Here is a 22,832-nt window from a genome sequence, read left to right as displayed (position 1 = left end):
CGGGAGCACGGACCGTTCCGCTCCTACTCGGCGTCCGCGCGGGACAGCCGCAGGACCGTGAGCGTCTCGAACGGGAACGACTCCTCGACGGCGACCGCGTGCTCGAAGCCGGCCGCCTCGATCAGCTCGATCACCTCGTCGTAGCCGGTCAGCGAGGAGACGAGCAGGAAGCAGTCGCCGCCGGGAGCGAGCACCCGACCCACGTCCGCGAGGAACGGCTCGATGAGGGCCCGTCCCGACTCGCCGCCGGACAAGGCGTGTTCCATCCAGTCGTCCCACTCGTTGTCCGGGTCGGTCGGGAGGTACGGCGGGTTGAAACATATCGTGTCGAACGCGTCGGCACGAAACGGCGAGAGCAGATCCGCCACGACCCCCTCGACGCCACGCTCGGACGCCCGTTTCGCGGCGTGGGGGTTGAGGTCGCTGCCGACGACGCGAAGCCCACGCTCCTCGCGAACCCGCTGGGCGACCCAGCCGGAGCCGGTTCCGACCTCCAACACGCGTCCGTGAGCCCCTTCGACGGTCGCCTCGGCGAGCAGTCCCGAGTCCTCCGCCGGCTGGTACACGTCGACGTCGAGTCCGCGCCGCTCGGCGAGGCCCGTCATCGGGGCGCGCCTCCGTCGCCCCCGTCGCCCCCGACACTGCCGGCTCCGCCGCCCCCGATATCACTCGTGGACCCGTCGGCGGAACCATCGACGTCGGTTCCGTCCGCTTCGCGCCCGATCGTGGAGTCGAGTTGGACGCCGAACTCCTCCTTCCGGGCGGACAGCGTCTGCTGCGGGAAGGGGATGGTGATCCCCTCCTCCTCGAACCGGGATTTGATCGCGCTCATCGCGGCGGTCTGCGTGCGCCACCGCTTCCGCATGCTCGGGTCCGTGATCCAGTAGCGAACGGCGAGCACGACCGACGAGTCGGCGAACCGCTTCGTGACCACGTTCGGCGCGGGCATCCGGGCGACGTCGTCGACATCGACGACGGCGTCGGTGACCACCGCCCTCGCGTGGTCCACGTCGGTGTCGTAGTCGACCCCGACCTCGATCTCCACCCGAAGCCGATTGCGCCGCGATCGGTCGATCACGGCGGTCGAGCGCACCTCGTCGTTCGAGATCGTGACGACCTCGCCGTCGAACGACCGGAGCCGCGTGTTGATGATCGATATCTCCGTGACCGTTCCCTCGTACTCGCCGATCGACACCCAGTCGCCGACCTCGAACGGTCGCGAGAACATCAACACGAACCCCGCGAGCGCCGCGCCGAGCGTCTGTCTCGCCGCCATACCGACGACGATCCCGAGGAACCCGGCACCGACGAGGAGGCTACCGACGTTGTCCGTGAACAGCCCGATCGTCACGAGCACGACGAGCGTGTAGACGGTGAGCTGGATCGTCCGGCGCAGCATCTCCTCCTGGTGTTCAGAGACGGACGCGCTCTCGGCGGCGAGTTCGCGGATGACGCCCCCGAGGAAGTCCGTGAGTGCGTACGCGCTCGCGAGCAGCACGATCGCGAGCACGATGTTCGACAGGTGATCGGTGATCTCCGCGGCCGCGAGTGCGTCGAGAAGCGCGCCGCCGAGCCCCCACACCGCGAGCACGGCGATGACGCCGAGTGCGGTCGTCGCCGCCACCGTGGAGGAGAGCAACAGCCGCCGTTTCGAGGAGAGCTCGCCGTCCCGAGATCGGATCCGGCCGGTTACGATCCGGACGACGACGACGACGGCGAGCACCCCGAGCGTGAGCGCGATCCGCTCGACGTTCCCGGTCGCGAGCCGCTCGATGTCGGCGATGAGATCGACGATCGCCACGAGAGAGGGGAGGATCCCGTTCATCTCACGTCCCCGCGTCGCCGCCGTCGTCGTCAGCGTCGCCGTCCGACGGCGAGCCGTGTTCGCGAGCCAGTTCCGCGAGCGCGGCGAACGACGCCGGATCGAGGGTTCCCGGCCGTCGCCGGAGCAGCTCCTCGTCGGTCGCCTCGACGACCGCGTCCGGGTCGTCCAACCCGGAGATGTGTGCCGTGTTTCGGATCGCGTTCCGCACCGTCTTTCGTCGCTGCGTGAACAGCGCCTTCACGAACCGGAGGAAGAACGCCTCGTCGCCGACGACGTACTCCGGCGTGCTCGGCAGACACCGAACGATCGCGCTCTCGACGGCCGGCTGGGGGTCGAACGCCTCCTTGGGAACCGTCTCGACTATCTCCACGTCGGCGTAGTGGCCCGCGGACACGGAGAGCCGGCCGTACTCGCTCGTGTCCGGCGCTGCGACCATCCGCTCGGCGAACTCCTTTTGAAACATCAACACGAGCGGTTTCCCTTCGGGGAGCAGCCGGAAGGCTATCTCCGAGGAGACGCCGTACGGGAGGTTGGCGACGCAGGCGGTGAACTCGGGGAGGTCGACGTCCAGGGCGTCACCCTCGATCACGTCGAGGCTCCCGGCGTCGACCGCGGCCGCGAACTCCGTCCGGAGGAACGCCGCGAACGTCCGGTCGCGCTCGACGACGGTCACCCGCCCGACGGGCGAGTCCGTCCCGGCCCCGACCGTCGCCAGCAGCCGGTCGGTGAGCGCGCCCGCACCGCCCCCGATCTCGAGGAGACGGGACGGGTCGGCGTCGTCCGGGAGGTACGTCGGGATGCGGTCGAGAACGCGGTCGTCGACGAGGAAGTGCTGGTCGTGATCGGGGTCCGCTCGGGTGCCGGCCCGCCGCGCGAGCCCGTCGGGATCGCGGCTGCCGTACGCTCCGGACCCGTCGCCGCCTCGTGAGCCGGCGTCGCCCACCGCTCGATCGGTCATTGACGGCGATACACGTCGATTCCGGGTAAATGTCCCGTTTCGCGATCCGGACGGAGCGGCGCGCCGGGCCGTCTCGACCCGGGGGACGCCGATCCGACCACCCCTTTCGAAAGCACTAATCGCACTCTGCCCCATTGATCGACAATGAGTCATCAGCTGCCCGACGTGCAGGCGTCGGCACCCGACGTCGCCGTCGGGCTCTCGCAGGTCGGCGTCACCGGCGTCGAGAAGCTCGTCAAACTCGCTCGCGGCGACAAGCGACCGATCGTCCTCATGGCGGAGTTCGAGGTGTTCGTCGACCTCCCGAGCGGCCGGAAGGGGATCGACATGTCCCGGAACCTCGCGACGATCGACGAGATCTTAGAGGAGATCACCCGCGAGGAGGCGTACCGCGTCGAGGAGGTGTGCGGCGACGCCGCCGAGCGACTGCTGGAGAAACACGACTACACCACCACCGCCGAGGTGTCGATGACCGCGGACCTCGTCACCAGAGAGGAGACGCCCGCGTCCGGACTGGAAACGCAGAACACGTCGGAGATCGTCGCCAGCGCGACGGCGACCGAGGAGGGGACCCGCGAGGAGATCGGCGCGGAGGTCACCGGCATGACCGTCTGTCCCTGTTCGCAGGGAATGAGCGAGTCCCGTGCCCGCGATAAGCTCCGCGACCTCGGCGTCGACGAGGAGACGACCGAGGCGTTCCTCGACGCCGTCCCCCAACCGGGTCACTCCCAGCGCGGCCACGCGACGTTGACGATCACCACCGACGGGCATCCCGACGTCGACCTCCGCGACGTGATCGACGTCGCTCGCGACTCGATGAGCGCTCGCATCTACAACATGGCGAAACGGCCAGACGAGGACCACATGACCTACGAGGCGCACGCCGACGCGAAGTTCGTCGAGGACTGCGTCCGCGCGCTCGCCGAGGGGGCCGTCGAGGAGTTCGCGGCCCTCCCGGACGACGCCGTCGTCAGAATGAAACAGTCGAACGACGAGTCGATCCACCAGCACAACGCCCACGCCGAACGCGAGGTCACGATGGGCGATCTCCGCGACGAGCTGGACGAGTGAAGCGCCTCGGCCCCCTCCGCCCGTAGAACGGCCCGAATCCGGAGCGGTCCGCTACCCGAACGTGAGCGGTTCCGCCTCGGCCCACCGCGGCTCGAACCTGTCGGTGACGTCCGACGCGAACTCCACGTCCTTCAAATCGATCATCGCGAACGGCTCGTCTCCCGACAGCGGATGCGGCACCTCGATACACACCTCGACGCCGTCGAACACGTTGAACGTCCCGTCCACGCCGGACACCGTGCGGACCTCAAACCCGTCGTGGTCCGATAGCTCCGCGGAGTACCGACGACCCACGCTTCGCGGAAGCGCGTCCACCGTCTCGGGCGACAGCAACACCCGGATATCGACGCCGCGGTCGAGCGCCGTCTCCAGCTCCTCGGTGACTCGCTCGCCGACCGTTCCGAGGTCGAATCCGGTCGCGGGCGCGCCGACCACGACGATCATTCGCTGTTCGGCCGCGGCGATCCGTTCGAGCAGGAGGTCCGTCGTCTCCTCGCCGCCGACGGCGGCGGTCCAGAACCCGCTCTCGACCGGTTCGCCCGTCTCGAGCTCCGCCGACAGCTCGTCGACGACCGACTCGTACTGTGCTGCTCGTTCCTGTAGCTCGCGTTTCTTCTCATCGAGCAGGCGGTCGAGCCCCGCGTCCGGCTCGACGGCGACGTACTTCTTCGGACGGCTCGCCGCCTGACTCCGGACGAGGTCGTGCTGCTCTAAGCTGTTGAGCACGTCGTAGATCCGCCCCATCGGGACCTCGCTCGCCCGTGAGAGATCCTTGGCCGTCGTCGGTCCGGTCCGCAACAGCGCACGGTACGCACGAGCCTCGTACTCGGAGAGTCCCAGATCGCGAAGCGACGTCATACCTCACGGTCCGGTGCGGACAATGATAAACGCACCGACGGTTTACACGGTATGAGAGTGTACAGCTGTCGAGGAGATCGGTTCGGTCGGCAGAGTCGGAGAGCCGGTGCTACTGAACCGTCTCCGAAACGCGTTTCATCAACTCCTCCGGCGTTGTCGCCGGCTCGGAAACGGACTCACCGTCGTGAACGATCGCCGTCCCCTCGGCGATCGATCGCGGGGCGGGCGCGTCCTCACGGTGGGCGTTCGGGACGACGACCTTCTCGTGGTCGGCGACGCGCCACGCCGCACGATGGAGGTCGCTTCCGGGCTCCGTGCCGACGACGACGGCCGTCGAGCCCCGGCGCAGTCGCCCGACGAGCGAGCCGTACGCCGCGACCTGCACGCCCAATCGGTCGGTCGCACCCGCGAACGACTCGGCGGTCTCACGAGCGATCCGTCGATACCGGTCCGCCCCGGTCAGCGCAGCCAGATCGACGAGCGCGGTCGCCATCTCGACGTTGCCGTCGAGCGGACGGAACGGCCGGTCGAGCAGTCCCGCACCGGAGCGAGGCCCGTCGACGAACGAGCCGTCGACGCGGAGCTCCTCGATCGCCCGATCAGCGACCGCACGGGCGACCGGCGCGCCCGACCCAAGTACGCCGGCCGCGCGGGTGTAGGCGGCGACGACGCGGGCCGCGTCCGCCAGGAGATCTCGCTCGCCAACCTCGTCGCCGGAACGGTAGCGCGTCAGTTCGCCGGTCTCGACGTCGATCAGGTCGCGTTCGAGCCCGTCGAGGATCCGGCTCGCGTACTCGCGAGCGCGGTCGTCGTCGGTGTACGCGTGGACGGCCAGCAGCGCGTCGGCGGCGAGCGCGTTGCCGCCGGCGAACACGGTGAGGTCGCGGCGCGGCGAGTCGAGTTCCTCGCGGTCCTCGGCGGACGCGGCGTAGTAGGCGCGGCCGAGTCCGGGTCCGAGGCTGCCGCCGACGCCGAAGCCGGTCCAGAGGTCGTCGGTGAGGAAGTCGACGGCCGCCCTCGCGGGATCGAGGTACGCCTCGTCGCCCGTGTAGAGGTACGCGTTCGCGAACGCGCGCGTCACGGCCGCGTTGGTGTCGATCGGCTTCTCGTAGGCGACGTCGCCCCAGTCGCTGGTGCCGGCGAAGCGGAAGAACCCGCCCGCGACGTCGTCGGCGAGGTGATCGCGAACGGCGTCGAGCGTCCGGAGGGCGCGGTCGCGGTCGCATTTGAGGGCGAACTCCACCGTCCGGGGGAGCGGAAACTTCGCGTCCGTTCCCCAGCCGGCGTACTCCTCGTCGTACGTGACCTCCAACTGGCCCGCGAAGTGGCTCTCGATCGCCTCGGTCAGCTCGCCGCTCGGCGGGAGGTCGGCGTCCAGCGCGCGCGGAACGCGCCCGGCGTCGCGGCCCTTCTCGGCCCACATGGCCCGGACGGACTCGAGCACCTGTCGCATCCCGTCGACGCCGAGGTAGCCGGCACCGGTGAGCAGCTCACCCTCCGGCGTCAGGAAGGCGGTCGTCGGGAACCCGCCCATGTTGTAGCGCTCGCGGACTCGCGGCTGCCGGTCGACGTCGACGCGGACGGGGACGAACCCCTCGTTGACGTTGGCGGCGATCCGCGGCTCGGCGTAGGTGGTCGCGTCCATCTCGTGACAGCCCTCACACCACGTCGCGGACAGCGAGAGCAACACCGGCTTGTCCTCGTCGTCGGCCTCGGCGAACGCCTCGCGGCCCCAGTCGCGCCACTCGACGTGCGTCCCATCGGTCATACGCGGAGTCGGAGGAGCGCGAGGGTAAGCGCTTCGGGACCGAGCGAGGACTTCCGTCACGAATGGGGAAGACGAGTCGGGAACGGAGGGCGAATCGGACGGAGGGCGGAACGGAGGGCTGAGCGGACGGAGGGCGGAGCGGAGGACGGAACGGAGGGCGGAGCGGACGGAGAGAGATACCGCGGGACGCGAGCGTTACCGATTGTAGTCGTGGCCGATGGCGAGCGCGAGCGCATTCGCGAACAGGAGGCTCACGAACAGGTAGCCGTTAACGCCGTCGAGGCCCGCGTACATGAGGACGGGGTACGCGAGCGGGATGGCGACGGCCGCCCAGAACGCGGCGGCTTTCACGGTGCCGGACATCAGTCCTGCGAGGTGACGACCGGACCCGATACGGTTGAGCGGAGCGGGGGTGGACATGGGACACTCGATAGTACGGGAGACGGGACCATATACCCCGTCGAGGGTTCGTGAGATTTCACCGCAAAAACGGGGCGGTAGTGGCCTTTTAAAACGGTTTCAGATCGGCCGAGACGGTTCACGGACGCCGCTCATTCTTTGTTACCCCGATCGGCGAGATCGTGTTCGAGAATCGAGGTGTCCTCTCGAACCGTCCAACGTTTCCGATCGACGGCCGCCGGATTCCGATCGACGGCCGCCGGATTCCGATCGACGGCTGCCGGAGCACGAACGTGTTTCCGGCTCGACGGCGACGTCCACGTATGAACGCGACCGACCGATCGGCTGCGACGACGTCAGCGAGCGAGCCGCACGTCGCGGTCGTCGCCTGTGGCGGAACCATCGCCTCCGAACCGGGCGACGACGGCGCGGCTCCGGCCAAGACCGGCGACGACCTCGTGGCTGCGGTGCCCGGCGTCGAAGAGCACGCGACCGTGACGACCCGCGAGGTGTGTCGTCAGCCCGGCTTCGACGTCCGGTGGCGAGACGTGTTCGCGACGGCGATCACCGCGAGCGAGGCGGTCGCGGACGGCGCGGACGGCGTCGTGGTGACGCACGGAACGGACACGCTGGCGGACACCGCGTTCGCGCTCGACCTGTTGACCGACCTCCCGGTTCCGGTCGTCGTCACCGGGGCGCAGCGCCGCCTCGACGAGCCGTCGAGCGACGTGCCGGCGAACCTGACGCTGGCCGTTCGAGCGGCGGCCGACGCCCGGTTTGCCGCGGGCGTCCACGTCGCCTTCGACGACGAGCTGCACGCCGCACGCGACGCGGTGAAGACGCACACCAACGCGCTCTCGACGTTCGCCTCGCCCGGAACGGGGCCCGTCGCAACCTTCACACGTGCGGCCTCCCGCGTCCTGCGGGAACCACGCCGGGCGGTCGCGGTCGAGCCGCTCGAGCCGCTCGTCGTCCCGAACGGAGACGGTGTGACCGACGACGCCCGACCCGACGACGCCCGACCCGACGACGCCCGACTCGACGGTCTCGCCGGGACGGTTCCGGAGGTGCCCGTGATCCACTCCGGAACGGGGGTCGGAGCCGCGGGGATCGAGGACGCCGTCGACCGCGACGTGGGGGGCATCGTGATCGAGGGGACCGGCCTCGGCAACGCGACCGCCGCGATCGGAGAGGCCGTCGGCGAGGTCGTCGCGGACCGTCCCGTCGTCGTCGCCAGCCGCGCGCACGCAGGACCGACGGAACCGGTGTACGGGACGCCGGGCGGTGCGGTCACGCTGGACGCGCACGGCGTCGTCTTCGCCGACGATCTTCCCGCCTCGAAGGCTCGGATCGCCTTGGCGTTGGGGCTCGCCGCCGGTCTCGACTCCGCGGACCGATCGTCGCTGTTCCGACCGCCCGACCGAGCCTGACCCCGTCTCCCGACCGAGTTCCGACAAGCGTCCCTTTGTGCCTACGGGAACTCCTTACGTGTCGCCGTCGTAGGTGGGGTATGAACCAAGTCACTCGGCGACGGACCCTTCGAGGGGTCGGCGCGTTCGGCGTCGTCGCGCTGGCGGGCTGTTCCGACAGCGGCGGCGATCCCGACCCCGGAAACGGGAACGACGGCGATGACACCGGTGACGACGGAACCGGGAACGACGACGGCACCAACGGCGATGCCAACGGGACGAACGACGGCGACGCGGTCGAGATCCACCACGTCGCGGTCGATCGGTCCGGTTCGGCGTGGGACTACCGCGACCGACCCGGGTTCTGTGCGTTCGTCCGTGATCCGGGGGACGCCTCGTGGCTGTTCGACGAGGAGGACGCGGAGACGGCGGCGTTCGTGGACGCGACCGACTTCGAGTCGTCGGTCCTGCTGTACGTCGAATCCGTCGGCCCGAACATCTGTTATAACGCGCTGTCGGTCACGGATGTCGCCGTCGAGGACGGGACGGTCGTCGGGAACGCCGCCGCGGTCGACACGTCCGACGAGGACGCCGACGTCTGTGGACCGAGCCTGACGTATCCCGGCGCGCTGATCCGGATCACGACCGATCCGCTGCCCGACGCCGCACGGATCGCGATCACGGACGGCTGGGGCAACACCGCCGAGATGACCCCCGAGGACGGACTCATCGACCCCGCCTCGCTTCCCGGAACCGTCCGGCCCGACGGGGACCCGCGGACCGTCCCCGCCGCGCTCGACTGCGACGAGGAGGGGTTCGAACGGCATTACGCGGGCTACCGCGACGAGGTGGCGTGGGGATCGACGTCGGGAGTCGACGGCACGCCCGGACTGGAGCTGCGCGTCGTGGATCCCGACGGTGACGGAACGACCGCGTTCGCTCGCGGCGACGAGGTTCGCGTGGAACTGACGAACGTTGCCGCGGCACCCATCGGAACCGGAAATCTCGGGATGTACAACGTCGAGGTGTACGCCGAGGACGGCTGGACCGAGGTCCGCGGCGGAGAGGGCCAGTTCGAGTACACCGAGGAGCTTCTCCTACACCCACCGGGTGAAACGGTCGCGTGGACCCTCGAGATGACCGAGGAGGGCGTCGTCGCGGAACACCAATACCGCGACCACCTCCGCGTCTGCCCCGATCTCCGACCGGGGCGCTACCGGTTCGTCTTCTGGGGGACGGCCCCCGTCGCGGTCGCGTTCGACTACGAGGGGTGATCTCGAGAGGGCGGGCGCTTCAATCGGGGAGAGCCCCCGGAATCACTAACCGCCCCGCCCGCGAACGCCGAGACATGACCGATCTCATGGCCCGCCCGGTGGTCCCGGTCGCCAGCGAAACGGACGCGGAGAACACCTACGAGGTCATCGAACCCTACCTCGACGCCGACTCGAAGCCGGTCCTGATCAACGTGATCGAGAAGGCTGGCGGCGGCATCGACAAGGCGAGCGTCGAGCAGCGCGAGGAGGTCGCCGAGGCGTCGTTCGACGTGTTTCGATCGCTCGCGGCCGCGGACGGCGTCTCCGTCGAAACGGAGATCCGGTACGGGACGGACATCGCCGACGCCATCGAGGACGCCGCACGCGAGTTCGACGCAACGGCCATCGCGTTCGTCGCTCGCGGTGGCGGTCGGCTCGTCGAGTTCCTCTCCGGCAGCGTTCGGACGAAACTGACGACCGAAAACGACCTCCCCGTCGTCGTCCTCCCGAGGACGTAGGACGGCTCCCTGCCTCGACGAGGAGACGTGGAGCCGACGGACCGCTCAGAACACCGCCGGGAACACGACGTACACGCCGAGCGTCGTCAGTATCCCGCCGGCGAGAAGGTAGTACGCGACCGGGAGGAGGTTGAGTCGGATCACGCGACCCGTGGACCCGACGAGTCCGACCGTCGCGAGCGCCGCGATCACGTTGTGGATCGCGATCACGTTACCGATCGCCGCGCCCACCGACTGGCCGGCGATGAGGATCATCGTCGGCATCCCCAGCGTGGTGCCGACCTCGAACTGGAACGCGGCGAAGGTGATGTTGCTCACCGTGATCGAGCCGGCGACGAACGAGCCGATCAGCCCGACGACCGGGGCGAACATCGGATACGCCCCGCCGACGACTGCGGCGGTCCCGTTCGCGAGCACGACGATCATGCTGTCGCCGACCGGTGCGCCGCCGTGGGCGTTAGTTCCGAGCATGATCTCGACCATCGCGATGACGAACATCAACACGACCGCCGGCGTTGTTATCTTCTCGAAGGCCTCACGCCACGCGCCGGCCACCGCCGTCGTGTGCATACCGAAAATCGGAATCGCGACCAACGCGCTGACGAGCAGCCACGTCCCCGGAACGTACGCCCACGCGATCCCGCCTTCGAGTCCCGTTCCGAAGACGTCCCACTCGACCGCCAGCAGGGGTGCCTCCTGAAGGAACGTCGCGATCGGACCGACGACGCGAGTCACGATCAACAGCCCGACGAGAACGAGGTACGGGGACCACGCCCGGAGCAGTCCCATCGACGGAGCCCCATTGTCGGTCACCGGGTCCGCGATACCGGCCTCGTCCGCGGCGTTATCGCCGCCGGGTTCGATCTCGCCCACCCAGTGGTCGGCCCAGTCCTCGCGGTCCGGGAACTCCCAGTGGGTGTCGGGTTCGAGGTAGCCGGCCCGAAGCAGGAGTACGACGAGTCCACCACCGATCATCGCGGCGAACAGCGACGGCAGCTCGGGACCGATCAGATACGCCGACGCCACGTACGGGACCGCGAAGAGAACGCCCGAGACGAGCGCCAACGGGGCGACCTCGAGCGCGGGAGCGATCGAACGCTCCTCTCCGAAGAAGTACACGACGACCGTAACGGCGACGAACGGCATGAGGATACCCAACACCCCGTTGAACAGGGCCGCGAACACGGCGGCCTCCGCGGCGTACTCCGCGACGGTCAGGCCGGTCCCCGCGGCGATCGGCTCCTCGACGGCCGACAACGGCGTCTCGAAGCCGACGATGATCGGCGTTCCGACCGCGCCGAACACCGTCGCGACGGCGTGGCCGATCAGGGCGGCGACGACGGCAGCCAGCGCCGGGAAGCCAAGTGCGAGCAGCAGCGGTGCGACGACCGCGGCGGGCGTTCCGAAGCCGGCGACCCCCTCGATGAACGTCGCGAGGAAGAAGCCGAGCAGGACGACCTGCACGCGACGGTCGTCGCTGATGCTCGCGAAGCCGGCGTTGATCCGGTCGACCGCACCCGAGCGCATGAGGGTATATAGGAGGACGAGCGCCCCGAACACGATCCAGAGGATCTCGATGGCGGCCATGACGCCGGTGATGCTGGCCGCCGCGACGAACTCGAGCGGCATCTCCCAGACGACGAACGCGATGCCGGCGGCGGCGGCCCACGCGACGGGCATCACCCGTGCGGCCGGCCAGAGGAAGCCGACGAGCAGCACGGCGACGATCACCAACGGGACGAGCGCGAGCAGCGTTTCGATCATCGATCACACCGTCCGATCATCGATCACACCATCCGTTCATCGACGCGTCTCCGTGTCGATCGGTTTCATTGTCTGAAACTCACCGACTCATCGTTCACAACGATCCGAGATAACGTATGAGCTGTCCGTGGTTTTTACCGGTTGGCGACGTCATGTGAACAATAGACACAACGCCGGCGGACCGCCGGACCGAGCGCCTACTTGAACTCGACGCCGAGGTCGTTGAGTCCGTCGTTGTTGTGTGCGATATTGACTAAAAGCGGGGTGAGTGCCTCGATCTCGGGTGCATTCGCGATTCCCCCGGCGTCGAGCGCGCGCAGCCCCTCTATCCCCTCTGCGAGATCGGTCACGGTCCGCTTCGCGTCCTCGTCGTCGCCGATCACGAGCGTGTCGACGCCGAGCTCGGCGTCGAGGTTCGAGAGGCGCGCGGCCGCGAGGTTGTGGAACGCGCCGACGACGTCGACGCCCGACGGTGCCGCGTCAGCGACGATCCGCGTGACCGATCCCGCGCCCGGCTTGTGGTAGTGGAAGCCGTCCTCGTCGCGTTTCATCCCCGTCGCCGGGGAGACGAGGACGTCCCCCTCGTCGAGCGCGTCCGCGATCGCCTCGACGGTGTCACCGACGTGGTAGGGCGGGACCGCGAGGACGACCACGTTCGCCCGATCGGCCGCGGCGCGATTCTCGAAGCCGGCCACGTCGACGTCGACGCCCCGACTGTCGAGCTCGGTCGTGTACTCCTCGGCCTTCGTGCGCGCCTTCTCGGCGTCACGCGATCCGATCAGCACCGTATGAGACGTGTCGTACGCCCATCGTAGAGCGAGTCCGCCGCCGATGTCGCCGGTCCCGCCGAGCAACGCGATTCGCATATCCGTACTGCGGTCGGTGGCGTCTTAGGGGTTGCGCGACCGGCCGTCCTCGCCGTCGACAGAAGCAGTATATCCACGCTGATGAGTGATGTGACAAGTGATGTGACAAGTGATGTGACGAGTGATGTGATGAGCGTCGGTACAAAAGGCATCTAGTACCGGTAGCTCGCGTGTGTTTCCCTCGCCCCGTATATATCAATCAGTTTCTCGTTTGTGTTCTGCGATCATCAGAAAGTCGGATATCATATAAGCCGCAAACAGGCCGCGGTACATCCTCATCGTGTCCAAAAAGATCCGTCCGAGGAGCACCCCCAGTCCGAACACGATTAATGCCAGGTATGGAACTGAAATGTCGACGGTTTGTATATAAGGGGTGTACCACAGAACGGTTTCCAAACTGACGTCGATCTTCGGAGTATCCTCAAAGACGAGCAGTAGGATGTACAAGCCGTAAACGGCGACGACGATCATCGACCCCATGAAAACACTTCGAGAAAAAGCATATAATGCTTGGTATGTGCGAGATCGTCCCCGACCATCGATGTCGATGTACGTTCTCACCAACGTGTAGTATTCTCCACAGTCTTCCGGATTAGTTATCAACGTTTGTGAACGGTGTATCGGATGCGGAGCCCGAGAGGTATCGAATCGTTCCCGACAAGCCATCATAAACGATGTCCGAACGTTTTCGGGAATCTGCCCGTTGTCGCTGAGCAGATCAACGAAGTGATCGCGGTGAGATTTCCCATCGAAGTACTTCAGGAGTATCACTGAAAGCGTGTGTATTATGTGACCAAATATATATCCGGAAACGATCAAGAGCAGTAGCAGCAGAAAGAACTCTGGCAACCCCTGCTCAGGAGCGAACGGTACTAACATGAGTATCGTCGTGACTCCCGGTAGCAAAACACTAAAGAAATCATATAAATTAAATTTGCTACTTGGCTGAAGTACCATACAACGTTGACTTTTCGGTGGAGTCCTTATCAAAATATCGACCTTTCGACCATTCGTTAAGTCTTAGTATCATGTAAACCAACGTCCCGCCAACAGGGAACCAGTATGCTTCCAACGAAATATCGGAGGACGGTCGGGCAGCATTTTGATAGGGGACTAGATATTTTGTTGCTCGCTACCGGTATTGCCGTTATCGCTGGTGCGCTGTCAAGCGATATCCGCACCAGTGCCGTGCTCCTTATGACTACGTTCGCAGTCACGGCCGTGGTCGCTGGGGTCGTCTGGTATTTGGTGTCCGAACGCTAAGGCTGATTCTCGTTTTTGGCGATCCGACCCGCTGGATCAAACGATGGACGCTTTTTGAAACCGTAGCGTTGCATCTGTATGCACGAACAGGAGCGCGTCCCGAGGAGGCGACCGTCGCCGCCGATGAGTTCGGTGACGCGCTCTTCTCGCAGCTGGCGACCGCCGAAGCCGTCGACGTCGACGCGGGGAGGCGCTCGACGTCGCCATCGACGCAGGTGAGGCGCTCGACGTCGCCATCGACGCAGGTGAGGTGCTCGACGTCGCCATCGAGAAGTACGAGGCCCGGATCGACGAGACGGGTGATCCCGGCTCCGGCGAGCGATCGGGGACGTCCGTTCAGTTCTGCGGAGACGTAGCGGACGAACGGTCGATTCGACTTCCGAAATCGGCCGGATAAACGCCGATCCGGACGACTGACGTCGTGCCGCGGAAAGATACTTATAGCATCGTGGTATACGTTGACATGCAATGTCTAGCGCACCCAGCTCGAACGAGGACGTGTTCGACGAGTTCCTGTCCGACCGCGGTCACGAGACGGAGATCGTACGCTGGGAACGATCGTATAACAAGCTCCAGTGTCCCGAGTGTGGTGCGCTTCATCAGGAGGGAACGGCACAGTGTGGCGTCTGCGATTGGCGGCCAACCTAGCGCCGCCCGACGGCTTCGTCGGTCCCCTCGGTGGGGATAACGCAACCGATTCGTCCCGTTTCTTTCGCCGTCAGATCCGCCGGTAGTATTATTTATCACCATCATTTACTGCCGAATATGCCCACGTGCCAGAACTGCGACGCGTTCGTGACGAGGGATTACGTCCGGGTGTTCGCGCCGAACGGGGTCGAGCGCCCCCGCGTCTGTCCCGACTGCGAGGACCTCGTCCGCGACGGTGCCGACGTCCGAGAGGCGCGCGCGACGCGAAGCAACTGATCGACCTCGTCGACCTGATCGACCTTCGTTCCCCGCCTCCGGCCCGCCATCGGTTCGTCTCCGACCCGCCATCGGTTCGTCTCCGACCCGCCGCAGTCGTCCGCTCTCCCCGGAGACCCGTCACGACACGGTGTGGAGAGCCGCCACGGGGCTCGACGAGTCGCCTTCGAGCCACGTCGCTTAAGAAGAACCGGGTATATTGGTGTACAATGACCGACCCCACCGTCACCCGGCTGTTCGGCGGTCCCGGCAGCGGGAAGACGACCGCGCTTCTCGACCGCGTCGAGGGTATCCTGGAGAACGACGACGTGGACGTCCGCGACGTGCTCGTCGTGTCGTACACGCGAGCGGCCGCCGCCGAGATCCGCGAACGGCTCGCCGATCGGCTGGACATCTCCCCGCGAACGCTTCAGGGGAACGTCTGTACGATGCACGCGAAGGCGTACGAGCTGTTGAACCTCTCTCGGGGCGACGTCGTCGGGGAGAGCGACAAAGAGGAGTTCTGCGAGGAGTACGGCATCGAGTTCGAGGACCAACACGGCGGCGCGGGACGACGGACCGCCCGGTCGACGACGATCGGTAACAAGATCATCGCGACGTCCCAGTGGCTCCAGCGCACGGAGCGCGACGTCGCCGACTGGTACGACGTCCCCTTCCAGTGGAACGTCGAGGAGGTCCGGCTTCCGCCCGAGGAGGACCCGAACGCCCAGCAGGGCAACAAGTACACGCCGACGTGGCCCTCGGACGACGACCGGATCGACGTCCCCGAGACGATCCGCGCGTGGCGTGGATACAAGGGCGACAACGAGCTCGTCGGCTTCGCGGACATGCTCGAGCGCGTGGCACAGCGCTCGCTCGTCCCCAGCGTCGACTACCTGATCATCGACGAGTTCCAGGACATCACGACGCTGCAGTACAACGTGTTCGAGGAGTGGAAACCGCACATGGAGAAGGTGCTCATCGCGGGCGACGACGACCAGGTCGTGTACGCGTGGCAGGGCGCGGATCCGGACCTCCTCTTGGACACCGAGGTCGACGAGGACGTCGTGCTCCCCAACTCCTACCGGCTCCCCTCGGAGATCCTCAACGTCGTCAACGCGGAGATCCGTCACATCGACAAACGGCAGGAGAAGGACCTCCACCCCCGCAAGGAGGGCGGGGCCGTCGAGGCCATCGAGTCGCCGTCGATGCTCGAACTCGTCCGGAACGTCCGGTACACGATCGACGACGACGACGAGGGGAGCGTGATGTGTCTGTTCCGGGCGCGCTACCAGATGTTCGACTTCATCGACGAGTTCATCGATCACGGGATCCCCTTCACGATGCTGACGGACGGGCGAATGTGGACCGACCGGCTGCAGGACTACGTCTCCGCGATCGAGAAGTGCGACGCCGGCGATCCCGTGAACGGACTGGAGGCCCGACGGCTCGCCGACATGCTCCAGGAGTCCGCGTTCGGCACGAAGGAGCGAGACGACTTCTACGCGTTCATCGAGGACCGCGAGGAGGCGGTCGATGCCGACGACATCGCCGAGATCGCGGTCACGGTCGACGAACTGAAAGAACACATCCCCTTCCTCCCCGACACGGCGAGCGCGGACGACATGGTCCGGAAGGTGACGAGCTTCCAGCGGAAGTCGATGGGTGCGTACTTCGGCGGCGACTACGAGGGGATGGACCCCACGCAGGTTCGCGTCGGCACCATCCACTCCGCGAAGGGTCGCGAGGCCGACCACGTGTTCGTCGCGACCGACCTCACGGAGAAGGTCGTCGAGCAGATGGCGGCCTCCATCGACGACCCGACCGACATCGACGGCGTCGACGAGTTCACCAAGACGACGAGCCCCGTCCCGATCCTCACGGACAACGAGCGTCGCGTGTTTTACGTCGGGATGTCCCGCGCTCGCGAGCGACTGGTGATCCTCGAGAGCCTCATCAGTGGCGCACCGACGCTTCCGATCAGCGTTCTCCTCTTCAACGAGCTCCGCGACGAGCCGCCCCAAGAGCTGATCGAGGAGGTCCAGGCGGAGGTCGCGGTTCCCGAACCGGAGCCGTGAGCGGGCGGTCGGACGTGACCGGGGAGGACAAGCCGGCCGTGACCGAGGATGGCGAACCGGACGGAAACGGGTCCCCACGAACCGATCTGTCCCCGGTCGTTGCGGCCTGCGAGGCGGCGGACGCGGACGCGTTCGTCGCGGTCGGCGACCGATCCGACGACGGTCTGCGATATCTGACCCGCTTTGCCGGTCCGGATCGGGAGTACGCGCTGGTCGTGGTGCCGGACGCCGCAGGCCGGAAACGGGAGCGCGTCGAGGCGGTCGAAGGCGACGAGCGCGGTCGCGCGGTCCTCTGTGCACCATCGCTGTACGCCGAGCAAGCCCGCCGCGAGTTCGTCGACGGCGCACGACGCGACGACGGACCGTTCCACGACGGCGTCACCCGCGAGGTCCGAACGGAGAACGGCGGCGACCCGGCCGGCGAGCGTGCGGCCGCCGTCGTCAGAGAGGCGTGTGACGAGGGAAGCGAGCCGGTCCGAATCGACGAGGACGATGCGAACGGAGCCACGGACGGCGCGACGGTGCTCGTTCCGCGGTCGATCCCCCACGACGCCGCAGTGTACCTCGAACGTGCGGGCGCGACGCTCGCCTCGACGGCGGTCGTCGACGAGGCGCGAGCGATCAAGTCCGCGGCCGAGATCGGTCGGCTGCGGCGCGTCCAGCACGCTGCGGCGCGGGCGATGGCCCACGCGGAGACGGTGCTCGCCGAGAGCGAGGTGCGATCCGAACGCGAGGTGCGATCCGAACCCGACGATGAGGTGGTCGACGCCGCGCCCGGACCCGTTCTCGTGTGGAACGACGAACTGCTGACGACCGAGCGGCTCCGTCGGGAGGCGAACGCGGCGCTCGCGCTCGGCGGGGTTCGAGACGCCGGCAACACGGTGATCGAGTCGGGGTCGGGGTCGACCGCCGCGGACCGCCACGACGCCGGAACCGACCCGATCCGACCGGGAGAAACCGTGCTGATCGACGTCTCGCCGCGCGGCCCCCACGGCTACCACGGCGACATGACTCGAACGTTCGTCGTCGACGGCGACGGCGGCTGGGAGCGGCGCGCGTCCGTCGCCGTCGAGGCGGCTCGCGAGGCCGCGCTCGACGAGATCGAACCGGGCGTGGCTGCCGACGCGGTCCACCGGGAGTCGGCAGCCGAGTTGGCCGCGTACGGCTTCGATCCGAACGCGACGGAGGGGGTGCCGGGGTTCACGCACGGGACCGGTCACGGCGTCGGCATGAGCCTCCACGAAGCGCCGTCGCTGTCGAGCGACACCGAGCTCCGACCGGGCCACGTCGTGGCGATCGAGCCGGGCGTGTACGATCCGGAGACGGGCGGCGTCCGACTGGGGGACCTGATCGTCGTCACGGACGACGGCTCCGAGGTCCTCGCGGAGTATCCGTTGAGGACGGTTCCCGAGTCACGCTGACTCCCGTGACATCCTCCCCGTCGTAAACGACGGGACTTCCCACACGGTGGGAATGCCAGTTAGTCGTCGCTGGCAGTGGGTTTCGACTCTTGAAACGGTGTGAGTGTCATCTGCGAGGGTGTCTCGCTCTGCTCACACTGAGTCGTGGCCGTGTCACTACGGCTCCCGTCCTGTGGCGAGTCATCGCCTGGATTCCCTCCTTGCAGGAAGATGGAGAACGGCCGGCACATCGCTCCGACGGTCGGGTCGGACGCTACTCGTCGACGCGTTCGTCGGCGTGTTCGTCGGTATCGGTCTCAGAGCGGGCGTCGACGCCGCGGAGTCGTCTCGGGAGGAGTCCGCGGGCGAGTCCCCGGAGCAGCCGACCGGGATCGAGAAAGTACTGCGGGAGAATGACCATCGCGGCGGCGACGACTAACAGGCCGATCCCGAGGGCGGTCTCGCCGGCGAGCAGTCGGATGACGGCGTAGTTCGCGAGCGGCAGTGCGAACACGAGCGTCGTCGCCAACCCGATCATGTCGAACAGCCCGAGTTTCATCACGGATCCGTAGCCCGTCGCCGTTTAAAAGGGGTGCGCCTCGGATGGTGGACGGGACACGCCCGACGATCGGGGCGAGCGCCGACGGCGACGCCGGCAAGCACCGACCCCGAACGGCTATGTGTCGCCCGCCCCGCCATCCGATATGTTCACCGGCATCGTCGAGGACACCGGGATCGTTCGGGGGCGGACCGCGACCGACGACGGGATCAGACTCCGGATCGGCGTCGACGGGTTCGACGACCTCCATCACGGCCAGTCGATAAGCGTGAGCGGGGTCTGTCTCACCGTCGAGGAGTACGGGAGCGTGGAGACGCACGACGGTGCCGACGGCGAGTGGTTCGAGGTCTTCCTCGCCGCGGAGACGGTCGCGAAGACGTACCTCGGCGACCTCCGCGAGGGCGACGCGGTCAACGTCGAGCGCGCGATGCCCGCGGACGGCCGGTTCGACGGTCACGTCGTGCAGGGACACGTCGACACCGTCGCCGAGGTCCGGGCGGTCGATCGGGTCGGCGAGGACTGGCGGTTCACGTTCTCCATCCCGGAGGGGCACGACCGCTATCTGGTTGATACGGGTTCGGTGACGCTCGACGGGATCTCGTTGACGATCGCCGACAAGCGCGACGGGGAGTTCGACGTGGCGATCATCCCGACGACGTACGAGCTGACGACCCTCTCGGAGAAGGTCGCGGGCGACCCGGTCCACCTCGAAGTCGACGTGATCGCCAAGTACGTCGAGAACATGATCGAAGGGTATCGCTGAGGTTTATATACGGTGCCGAAGCGATCCGGAGACATGACCGCGTTCGGACCGTCCGTCGAGCCGTTCCGATGTGTGGCGACGACGGCCGGAAAACGGGAGACAGAGGGCGTTAGAACCGGCCAAGGACAACGCTTATGCGCGGGCTCGTCGACTCACGAGGTACGAGTATGGGAGTGATCGAGGACGTCTACGAGGACCTCGACACCGACGTCGATATCGAGGAGTTCACGGCGGCGGTCGAGGACAAAGTCGAGCAGATGGGGGGGCTCGCGGACGAGGAGACGGCCGCGATGCTCATCGCCCACGAACTGAGAGACGAGGAGGCGGACACCATCGCCGACATCGAGCCCGGCATGAACGACGTGAAGTTCCTCGGCAAGGTGACCTCGATCGGCGACGTGCGGACGTTCGACCGCGACGGCGAGGACGCCGAGGAGGGACGCGTGTGTAACGTCGACGTCGCGGACGCTTCGGGCTCCGTCCGCGTCGCGCTGTGGGACGACATGGCGGTCGCGGCGGACGAGGAACTGGAGGTCGGGCAGGTGATCCGCGTCATGGGTCGCCCGAAGGAGGGATACAGCGGGCTCGAAGTGAGCGCGGACAAAGTCGAACCGGACGAGGACGCGGAGGTCGACGTGCAACTGCTCGACACGTATCGCGTCGAGGACCTCTCGCTCGGCGCGTCCGACGTCGATCTCGTCGGCCAGGTGCTCGACACCGACTCCGTCCGCACGTTCTCACGCGACGACGGCAGCGAGGGTCGGGTCGCGAACCTCACCGTCGGCGACGAGACGGGTCGCGTCCGCGTCACGCTGTGGGACGAGCAGACCGACCTCGCCGAGGAGTTCGAGGCCGGCGAGGTCGTCGAGGTCGGGGACGGATACGTCCGCGAGCGCGACGGCGATCTGGAGCTCCACGTCGGCGACCGCGGGACCGTCGAGCGCGTCGACGAGGACGTCGAGTACGTCCCCGAGACGACCGACATCGCCGACCTGGAGATCGGCGACACCGTCGACGTCGCCGGCGGGGTGATAGAGACGGACCCGAAGCGTACCTTCGACCGCGACGACGGCAGCGAGGGGCAGGTCAGAAACGTCCGGATCAAAGACGAGACGGGAGAGATCAGGGTCGCACTGTGGGGAGAGAAGGCGGATTCGGAGATCGATCTGGCCGACCACGTCGTGTTCACCGACGTCCAGATCAAGGACGGCTGGCAGGACGACCTGGAGGCGTCCGCGAACTGGCAGTCGACCGTGTCGGTGCTGGACGGGGACGCGGGTGCGGGATCGAGTTCCGGCTCGAGTGCGAGGGCGTCGTCGGAGGAGGAGTCCGGAGACGGTACCGCCGACACCGGACTCGGTGCGTTCGGTGATGCGAACGGCGGCACGACCTCGGGCGGCGACGCCGGGGGAACCGCGACGGCGACCGCGGAGCCAGCGTCCGCATCCGTCGATGACGAGGGAGCCGGGGGAGACACCGAGTTCACCGGCACGGTCGTTCAGGTCGGCGAGCCCGTCGTACTCGACGACGGACAGCGAACGAAAAGCGTCGAGACGGACGCGAACCTCCGGCTCGGCGAGGAGATCACGGTCCGCGGTCCGGAGCGAGACGGGACGATCCACGCCGAAGACGTGTTCTGAACGACGTACTGAGTGGCTTCGATGTCGCCGCTCGCCCGTGGAGACGCCGCCTAACGGAAAGCGTTATACGGAGGACGGACACCAGTGTGTGTATGAGTGTCGAGTTACCGTTCGCGCCGGTCGACCAGATAATCCGGCGGAACGCCGGTGAGCTCCGGGTGAGCGCCGATGCGGCCGAGGAGTTGGCTCGACGGATCCAGTCACACGGTGCGGAGCTCGCCATCGACGCCGCGGAGCGGGCGACCGCGGACGGACGGAAGACGCTGATGGCGTCGGACTTCGGCGTCGAACAGGTGATCGACCGCGATCAGCTCACCCTCCCGGTCGCCCCGATCGACCGGATCGCTCGACTCCGGATCGGCGACCGATATCGGGTCGGCGTCGACGCGCGGATCGCGTTGGCCGACGTACTCGAGGATTATGCCGACAACGTCGCGGGCGCGGCGGCGACGCTCGCGCGACACGCCGACCGCCGAACCGTACAGGCCGAGGACATCGAGACGTACTTCGCGTTGTTCGAGTAGATGCGCTTCGGCTACAGCGAGCAGTGTCTCGCACACGATACGGGGGAACGCCATCCCGAGAGTGCGGACCGGCTTCGGGCCATCCGTCGCGGGCTCGCGAAGCGACACGGCGTCGAGTACGTCGACGCCGACGCCGCGAGCCGCGCCGCAGTGACGGCCGTCCACGACGACGACTACGTCGACGAGTTCGAGATGTTCTGTGAGGACGGCGGGGGCAACTGGGACCCCGACACGGTCGCGGGCGTGGAGACGTGGGACGCCGCGCTCGCCTCGGCCGGGCTAGCGCAGTGGGCGGCAACGACGGCGCTGTCCGGGTCGAACGGACGAGAGACGCCGTTCGCGCTCGGTCGCCCGCCGGGCCATCACGCGGTGACTGACGACGCCATGGGCTTTTGCTTCTTCAACAACGCCGCGGTCGCCGCCCAGACCGTCCTCGACGAGGGGCTGGCGGACCGCGTCGCGATCTTCGACTGGGACGTACACCACGGAAACGGCACACAGGACGTGTTCTACGACCGGGGTGACGTCCTCTACGCGTCGGTCCACGAGGACGGGCTGTATCCCGACACGGGCGACATCGAGGAGACGGGGACCGGAGACGGCGAACTGGCGACGCTGAACGCGCCGATCGCCGCGGGTGCCGGCGACGCCGACTACCTCCACTGCATCGACGAGGCGCTCGCGCCCGTACTCGACCGGTTCGACCCCGGATTGGTGATCGTCTCCGCCGGCTTCGACGCGCATCGACACGACCCGATCTCCCGGATGCGCGTCTCCTCGGAGGGGTACGCACTGATGACCGACCGGATCCGGACGATCGCCGAGAGCGTCGACGCGAGCGTCGCATACGTGCTCGAGGGAGGATACGGGCTCGATACGCTCGCGGAAGGTGTCGCGATGGTCCACGAGACGTACGACGGCCGCGATCCGGTCGCGGTCGACGAGAACCCGTCCGCGAAGACCGAATCGGTCGTCGAGGAGCTCCGCGGACTGTTCGGTCTGTAGCGCGTGGG

The 22,832-nt window shown here is 67.2% G+C and carries 22 protein-coding genes; 12 read left to right on the top strand and 10 right to left on the bottom strand.

Features of this window, described 5'->3' with window-relative positions; genetic code table 11:
• Positions 1 to 23: 23 nt before the first annotated feature.
• From ACNSN7_RS06430 to ACNSN7_RS06420, 3 genes are read right to left on the bottom strand one after another with little or no spacing between them, the layout of a single operon-like run.
• Complete coding sequence (locus ACNSN7_RS06430; RefSeq protein WP_418281450.1) at positions 24 to 605, bottom strand: HemK2/MTQ2 family protein methyltransferase; 582 nt, start codon at positions 603 to 605, stop codon at positions 24 to 26.
• The gene (locus ACNSN7_RS06425) at positions 602 to 1,825 is read right to left on the bottom strand and encodes a mechanosensitive ion channel family protein (RefSeq protein ID WP_418281449.1); all 1,224 of its coding nucleotides are present in this window, start codon (positions 1,823 to 1,825) and stop codon (positions 602 to 604) included. The genes ACNSN7_RS06430 and ACNSN7_RS06425 overlap by 4 nt, the downstream gene beginning before the upstream one ends.
• Position 1,826: 1 nt before the next feature.
• The gene (locus ACNSN7_RS06420; RefSeq protein WP_418281448.1) at positions 1,827 to 2,783 is read right to left on the bottom strand and encodes a 16S ribosomal RNA methyltransferase A; all 957 of its coding nucleotides are present in this window, start codon (positions 2,781 to 2,783) and stop codon (positions 1,827 to 1,829) included.
• Positions 2,784 to 2,927: 144 nt separating this feature from the next.
• On the opposite strand from ACNSN7_RS06420, the gene mptA reads away from it, so the two are divergent.
• A complete protein-coding gene (gene mptA / locus ACNSN7_RS06415) occupies positions 2,928 to 3,854 on the top strand; it encodes a GTP cyclohydrolase MptA (protein WP_418281447.1) in 927 nt (308 codons plus the stop codon).
• Positions 3,855 to 3,905: 51 nt separating this feature from the next.
• Here the strand turns inward: mptA and ACNSN7_RS06410 are convergent, their stop codons facing one another.
• From ACNSN7_RS06410 to ACNSN7_RS06400, 3 genes are all read right to left on the bottom strand, one after another.
• Entirely contained in the window at positions 3,906 to 4,712 is an 807-nt protein-coding gene (locus ACNSN7_RS06410) for a TrmB family transcriptional regulator (protein ID WP_418281446.1), read from the bottom strand.
• A 109-nt stretch (positions 4,713 to 4,821) separates the two neighbouring features.
• On the bottom strand, positions 4,822 to 6,480 hold the full coding sequence (locus ACNSN7_RS06405) for a DUF255 domain-containing protein (protein WP_418281445.1): 1,659 nt from the start codon (positions 6,478 to 6,480) through the stop codon (positions 4,822 to 4,824).
• A 195-nt stretch (positions 6,481 to 6,675) separates the two neighbouring features.
• On the bottom strand, positions 6,676 to 6,900 hold the full coding sequence (locus ACNSN7_RS06400; protein ID WP_418281444.1) for a DUF8028 family protein: 225 nt from the start codon (positions 6,898 to 6,900) through the stop codon (positions 6,676 to 6,678).
• A gap of 302 nt (positions 6,901 to 7,202) precedes the next feature.
• Here ACNSN7_RS06400 and ACNSN7_RS06395 point away from each other — a divergent pair, with 302 nt between their 5' ends.
• From ACNSN7_RS06395 to ACNSN7_RS06385, 3 genes are all read left to right on the top strand, one after another.
• Positions 7,203 to 8,309: an asparaginase gene (locus ACNSN7_RS06395; RefSeq protein WP_418281443.1), complete on the top strand. Its 1,107-nt coding sequence runs from the start codon at positions 7,203 to 7,205 to the stop codon at positions 8,307 to 8,309.
• Positions 8,310 to 8,389: 80 nt separating this feature from the next.
• Positions 8,390 to 9,562, top strand: a complete 1,173-nt coding sequence (locus ACNSN7_RS06390) for a hypothetical protein (RefSeq protein ID WP_418281442.1) — start codon at positions 8,390 to 8,392, stop codon at positions 9,560 to 9,562.
• A 74-nt stretch (positions 9,563 to 9,636) separates the two neighbouring features.
• The gene (locus ACNSN7_RS06385) at positions 9,637 to 10,059 is read left to right on the top strand and encodes a universal stress protein (protein WP_418281441.1); all 423 of its coding nucleotides are present in this window, start codon (positions 9,637 to 9,639) and stop codon (positions 10,057 to 10,059) included.
• A gap of 45 nt (positions 10,060 to 10,104) precedes the next feature.
• Here the strand turns inward: ACNSN7_RS06385 and ACNSN7_RS06380 are convergent, their stop codons facing one another.
• The 3 genes from ACNSN7_RS06380 to ACNSN7_RS06370 all read right to left on the bottom strand — a co-directional run bounded on the left by ACNSN7_RS06380 (position 10,105) and on the right by ACNSN7_RS06370 (position 13,568).
• A complete protein-coding gene (locus ACNSN7_RS06380) occupies positions 10,105 to 11,823 on the bottom strand; it encodes an L-lactate permease (protein ID WP_418281440.1) in 1,719 nt (572 codons plus the stop codon).
• 197 nt (positions 11,824 to 12,020) lie between these two features.
• Entirely contained in the window at positions 12,021 to 12,689 is a 669-nt protein-coding gene (gene npdG, locus ACNSN7_RS06375) for an NADPH-dependent F420 reductase (RefSeq protein ID WP_418281439.1), read from the bottom strand.
• 195 nt (positions 12,690 to 12,884) lie between these two features.
• The gene (locus ACNSN7_RS06370; RefSeq protein ID WP_418281438.1) at positions 12,885 to 13,568 is read right to left on the bottom strand and encodes a hypothetical protein; all 684 of its coding nucleotides are present in this window, start codon (positions 13,566 to 13,568) and stop codon (positions 12,885 to 12,887) included.
• Positions 13,569 to 14,420: 852 nt separating this feature from the next.
• Here ACNSN7_RS06370 and ACNSN7_RS06365 point away from each other — a divergent pair.
• The 4 genes from ACNSN7_RS06365 to ACNSN7_RS06350 all read left to right on the top strand — a co-directional run bounded on the left by ACNSN7_RS06365 (position 14,421) and on the right by ACNSN7_RS06350 (position 18,354).
• A complete protein-coding gene (locus ACNSN7_RS06365) occupies positions 14,421 to 14,600 on the top strand; it encodes an HVO_0416 family zinc finger protein (RefSeq protein WP_418281437.1) in 180 nt (59 codons plus the stop codon).
• A gap of 117 nt (positions 14,601 to 14,717) precedes the next feature.
• Complete coding sequence (locus tag ACNSN7_RS06360; protein ID WP_418281436.1) at positions 14,718 to 14,876, top strand: DUF7563 family protein; 159 nt, start codon at positions 14,718 to 14,720, stop codon at positions 14,874 to 14,876.
• A gap of 209 nt (positions 14,877 to 15,085) precedes the next feature.
• On the top strand, positions 15,086 to 16,933 hold the full coding sequence (locus tag ACNSN7_RS06355) for a UvrD-helicase domain-containing protein (RefSeq protein WP_418281435.1): 1,848 nt from the start codon (positions 15,086 to 15,088) through the stop codon (positions 16,931 to 16,933).
• A 38-nt stretch (positions 16,934 to 16,971) separates the two neighbouring features.
• On the top strand, positions 16,972 to 18,354 hold the full coding sequence (locus ACNSN7_RS06350) for a M24 family metallopeptidase (protein WP_418281434.1): 1,383 nt from the start codon (positions 16,972 to 16,974) through the stop codon (positions 18,352 to 18,354).
• A 253-nt stretch (positions 18,355 to 18,607) separates the two neighbouring features.
• Here ACNSN7_RS06350 and ACNSN7_RS06345 read toward each other — a convergent pair whose 3' ends face one another.
• Complete coding sequence (locus tag ACNSN7_RS06345; protein ID WP_418281433.1) at positions 18,608 to 18,892, bottom strand: DUF7533 family protein; 285 nt, start codon at positions 18,890 to 18,892, stop codon at positions 18,608 to 18,610.
• A 145-nt stretch (positions 18,893 to 19,037) separates the two neighbouring features.
• Between ACNSN7_RS06345 and ACNSN7_RS06340 the strand changes: the two genes are divergently transcribed.
• The 4 genes from ACNSN7_RS06340 (at position 19,038) to ACNSN7_RS06325 (ending at position 22,824) form a co-directional block, all read left to right on the top strand.
• The gene (locus ACNSN7_RS06340) at positions 19,038 to 19,655 is read left to right on the top strand and encodes a riboflavin synthase (protein ID WP_418281432.1); all 618 of its coding nucleotides are present in this window, start codon (positions 19,038 to 19,040) and stop codon (positions 19,653 to 19,655) included.
• Positions 19,656 to 19,822: 167 nt separating this feature from the next.
• The gene (locus ACNSN7_RS06335) at positions 19,823 to 21,295 is read left to right on the top strand and encodes a single-stranded DNA binding protein (RefSeq protein ID WP_418281431.1); all 1,473 of its coding nucleotides are present in this window, start codon (positions 19,823 to 19,825) and stop codon (positions 21,293 to 21,295) included.
• A gap of 92 nt (positions 21,296 to 21,387) precedes the next feature.
• The gene (locus tag ACNSN7_RS06330; RefSeq protein WP_418281430.1) at positions 21,388 to 21,819 is read left to right on the top strand and encodes a histone; all 432 of its coding nucleotides are present in this window, start codon (positions 21,388 to 21,390) and stop codon (positions 21,817 to 21,819) included.
• The gene (locus ACNSN7_RS06325) at positions 21,820 to 22,824 is read left to right on the top strand and encodes a histone deacetylase family protein (RefSeq protein ID WP_418281429.1); all 1,005 of its coding nucleotides are present in this window, start codon (positions 21,820 to 21,822) and stop codon (positions 22,822 to 22,824) included.
• Positions 22,825 to 22,832: the final 8 nt, after the last annotated feature.

Origin of the sequence: Halorubrum rarum (genome assembly GCF_048380895.1) — an archaeon.
In the GTDB taxonomy this organism is placed as follows: Archaea; Halobacteriota; Halobacteria; order Halobacteriales; family Haloferacaceae; genus Halorubrum.
The sequence above is the reverse complement of the archived record's forward strand: the minus strand, read 5'-3'. Positions and strand labels throughout refer to the sequence as shown.

Bases quoted from the DNA above. Each gene is read 5' to 3' on its own strand.
- ACNSN7_RS06385 (WP_418281441.1), top strand. From the start codon at position 9,637: ATGACCGATCTCATGGCCCGCCCGGTGGTCCCGGTCGCCAGCGAAACG.
- ACNSN7_RS06400 (WP_418281444.1), bottom strand. From the start codon at position 6,900: ATGTCCACCCCCGCTCCGCTCAACCGTATCGGGTCCGGTCGTCACCTC.
- ACNSN7_RS06420 (WP_418281448.1), bottom strand. From the start codon at position 2,783: ATGACCGATCGAGCGGTGGGCGACGCCGGCTCACGAGGCGGCGACGGG.
- ACNSN7_RS06430 (WP_418281450.1), bottom strand. From the start codon at position 605: ATGACGGGCCTCGCCGAGCGGCGCGGACTCGACGTCGACGTGTACCAG.
- ACNSN7_RS06340 (WP_418281432.1), top strand. From the start codon at position 19,038: ATGTTCACCGGCATCGTCGAGGACACCGGGATCGTTCGGGGGCGGACC.
- ACNSN7_RS06410 (WP_418281446.1), bottom strand. From the start codon at position 4,712: ATGACGTCGCTTCGCGATCTGGGACTCTCCGAGTACGAGGCTCGTGCG.
- ACNSN7_RS06390 (WP_418281442.1), top strand. From the start codon at position 8,390: ATGAACCAAGTCACTCGGCGACGGACCCTTCGAGGGGTCGGCGCGTTC.
- ACNSN7_RS06395 (WP_418281443.1), top strand. From the start codon at position 7,203: ATGAACGCGACCGACCGATCGGCTGCGACGACGTCAGCGAGCGAGCCG.
- ACNSN7_RS06380 (WP_418281440.1), bottom strand. From the start codon at position 11,823: ATGATCGAAACGCTGCTCGCGCTCGTCCCGTTGGTGATCGTCGCCGTG.
- mptA (WP_418281447.1), top strand. From the start codon at position 2,928: ATGAGTCATCAGCTGCCCGACGTGCAGGCGTCGGCACCCGACGTCGCC.
- ACNSN7_RS06425 (WP_418281449.1), bottom strand. From the start codon at position 1,825: ATGAACGGGATCCTCCCCTCTCTCGTGGCGATCGTCGATCTCATCGCC.
- ACNSN7_RS06370 (WP_418281438.1), bottom strand. From the start codon at position 13,568: ATGTTAGTACCGTTCGCTCCTGAGCAGGGGTTGCCAGAGTTCTTTCTG.
- ACNSN7_RS06335 (WP_418281431.1), top strand. From the start codon at position 19,823: ATGGGAGTGATCGAGGACGTCTACGAGGACCTCGACACCGACGTCGAT.
- ACNSN7_RS06325 (WP_418281429.1), top strand. From the start codon at position 21,820: ATGCGCTTCGGCTACAGCGAGCAGTGTCTCGCACACGATACGGGGGAA.
- ACNSN7_RS06365 (WP_418281437.1), top strand. From the start codon at position 14,421: ATGTCTAGCGCACCCAGCTCGAACGAGGACGTGTTCGACGAGTTCCTG.
- ACNSN7_RS06405 (WP_418281445.1), bottom strand. From the start codon at position 6,480: ATGACCGATGGGACGCACGTCGAGTGGCGCGACTGGGGCCGCGAGGCG.
- ACNSN7_RS06330 (WP_418281430.1), top strand. From the start codon at position 21,388: ATGAGTGTCGAGTTACCGTTCGCGCCGGTCGACCAGATAATCCGGCGG.
- ACNSN7_RS06360 (WP_418281436.1), top strand. From the start codon at position 14,718: ATGCCCACGTGCCAGAACTGCGACGCGTTCGTGACGAGGGATTACGTC.
- npdG (WP_418281439.1), bottom strand. From the start codon at position 12,689: ATGCGAATCGCGTTGCTCGGCGGGACCGGCGACATCGGCGGCGGACTC.
- ACNSN7_RS06355 (WP_418281435.1), top strand. From the start codon at position 15,086: ATGACCGACCCCACCGTCACCCGGCTGTTCGGCGGTCCCGGCAGCGGG.
- ACNSN7_RS06345 (WP_418281433.1), bottom strand. From the start codon at position 18,892: ATGAAACTCGGGCTGTTCGACATGATCGGGTTGGCGACGACGCTCGTG.